Source organism: uncultured Eubacterium sp., assembly GCF_934525195.1.
GTDB lineage: Bacteria > Bacillota > Clostridia > Oscillospirales > Acutalibacteraceae > Eubacterium_R.
This window is the reverse complement of the sequence record NZ_CAKSZA010000012.1, coordinates 1-2,673: the sequence shown is the minus strand read 5'-3', so window position 1 is coordinate 2,673 and position 2,673 is coordinate 1. Positions and strand designations below refer to the sequence as shown.

Below are 2,673 nucleotides of genomic sequence, written 5' to 3'. Positions count from 1 at the left end.
GAAAAGTATGAGTAAAGGATGTGCGAATAAATGAAGGTTGTTAAGGGATTGAGCAGTGCAGTGCTTTTGACACTGCTTTTGGGTAGTGCATCAGCTGTTTATGCTGATGAGGTTCAAGAATATGCGCTTGATACAATGGTTGTAACAGCAACTAGAGTTGAACAAAAGGCATTTGATACGCAAGCTGATATTACAGTTATTACACGTGAGGATTTAGAGAAAAAGCATTATACTGACTTAGGTGATGCATTAAAGGATGTACCGGGTGTAACCTTACAAAATTATGGTGTTACCGGTGAAAACTATTCCTCTAACAGATTGTATATTAATGGTTCCTCTAACTTAGTAGTTTTAGTAGATGGTATGCGTGCTAATGTTAATGGTTCTACATCTGGTGCTTTATCTCCGTCGGAATATGCAAACCTGGATACTGTAGAAAGAATAGAAATACTCAAGGGTTCTGCTTCTACGCTGTATGGTGCCGATGCAGTTGGCGGTGTAATTAACATTATTACAAGAAAACAAACAGAGAATGGTGTACGTACTTCTATAAGTGCAATTGGTGGCAGCTATAATCGTCAGACATACAGATTCATGAACCAAGGTAATGTAGACGGAACCTATTGGATGGTTGCTGCTCAGAAAAACTTGGCGAAAGATTTCAAAGATGCTGATGGGGATAAGATTTCTCACAAAGTTGACAGCAAGGATTATAAGCTGACTTTAGGTCATAAATTTGGTGATAATGCTGATGTTACATTAAAATATAACAAATATAAATCCGATTATGAAAGACCAGCACAAGGCGGTTTATTACCACAGCTTGCCGACAGAAATAAAGGTAAAAAGGATATTGATAAATTATCCTTAGCATGGCAGCAAAAACTGACAGATGAATTAAGCAACAGTATGGTTATTTATCGCAATACTAATAACCTTAATGACAGCTATAATAAGCCAAAAAGCATTTGGCTGATGGACTTAAAAACTGTTGGCTTTACCGACCAGTTGACCTATAAAGTTGATAATAATACATTGATTGCCGGCTATGATTATTATAAGGATACTGTTAATGATTATTCTGCTTCTGGCGGTTCTAATAAATTTAGCGGAAAAAGCATTGATAACAAGGCATTCTTTATTCAAGATGAATTCAAGTTTGCTAAATTCTTCAATATTACTCCCGGTTTGAGATATACTAAAACTTCTCAGTTCGGCAGCAATACTTCTAAGAGCGTGACTATTGGCTATGATAATAATAAAACCAATGTATATGCGTCTTACAAAGAGTTTTTTGTTGCACCTAAAATTGCGGAATTGTATTCTAAATATGGTGATCCGTCATTAAAAGCAGCAGATGGTAATACCAAGGAAATCGGTATTAAGCAACAGCTTGGTAATGACTTTACCGCAACATTGAGCTACTTTAAAACAAAGGCTTCTAATATGATTGCTTACAATGGTGCAACAGGTCATTATGCTAATATTGCTAGCGAGAATACCTATGGTTGGAATTTTGGCTTAAATAAGAAATTTAGTGATAAATTTTCTTCCTATGTAAATTACACGCATATTGATATAGCTCCGGAAACTGCAAAGAAAAACAGCAACCGTGATGGCTATATTCCTAGAGGTGAATGGAAAATCGGTGCAGATTATACTTTAGATAAACTGAATGTAAATATGTTTGCTAAAGCTATTGTAAAACGTCCTGGCCGTATGGTAACTCAAAGTACCGTTCCTGACAGCTTTAAATCCTTCTGGCTGTGCGATTTGAATGTAAACTATAAAGCTACAGATAATATTAAAGCATTCTTTAAAGTAAACAACATCTTTAATAAGCTGTATACCGATCAATGCTATAATATGACTCCTCTCGATTCCAGCTCCAACTGGTATCCTGCACCGGGACGTAACTTCCAAGTCGGCGTAGAATACACCTTCTAATCAGCCCCTAACCTTATTCATATACACTTAACTCCTTGGAGAAAGGCGGAGCAGAGCAAAATCTGTTCTGCCTTTTTCATATGCCAAACTGCTATAACTTGCTTATGTCGAAAGCTACTGTTCGTGCTATAATAGCTATGCTGAGGAAAATATAAAGGATGATGAAAAATGTTAAAGCAAAAATATCAAAAGATAATAATGGTACTGCTGCTGTGTCTGAGTATACTTTTAATAGTTGCAGGCTGCAGCAGTGATAGTGTGCAAAAATCGAACAGTACTGCTGCTTATGCTGTTACGGATTCGCAGGGGCATAAGCTGTATTTTAAAGAAAAACCCCAGCGCATTATATCTATGTCTATAAGCACGGATGAAATCCTCATTGACCTTGTACCAAGCAGCCGCATTGCTGCCTTTTCACGTCTGGTAGACGACCCGGGGATATCCAACATTGTAGAGCGGGCGCAGAGTGTGGGAAGCAGAGTGGATGGGCAAAGCTCGGAAGCCATTATGGCGCTGCACCCTGATTTGATATTGATACCGGATTTTGTTAAGCCGGAGGTTATTCAGTCGCTGCGCGACATGAATCTGCAGGTTTATGTTTATAAAACTCCCAAGAGTATGGAAGATGTGCGTCAGTGTATACGCTTTCTGGGCGAGGCCGTTGGCGAAAAGGAACGCGGTGACATGATGGTTACCGCTATGGACGAGCATCTGAAGAAGGTGCAG

At 38.5% G+C, this 2,673-nt stretch carries 2 protein-coding genes; both read left to right on the top strand.

Features of this window, described 5'->3' with window-relative positions; all coding sequences use genetic code 11:
* Window positions 1-30: 30 nt before the first annotated feature.
* Entirely contained in the window at window positions 31-1,947 is a 1,917-nt protein-coding gene (locus Q0E03_RS09030) for a TonB-dependent siderophore receptor (protein ID WP_293849694.1), read from the top strand.
* A gap of 168 nt (window positions 1,948-2,115) precedes the next feature.
* A partial coding sequence (locus Q0E03_RS09025) for an ABC transporter substrate-binding protein (protein ID WP_297131930.1) occupies window positions 2,116-2,673 on the top strand: 558 nt, incomplete at its 3' end.

Coding starts and splice junctions, on each gene's coding strand:
- Q0E03_RS09030 (WP_293849694.1), top strand. CDS start 31: ATGAAGGTTGTTAAGGGATTGAGCAGTGCAGTGCTTTTGACACTGCTT.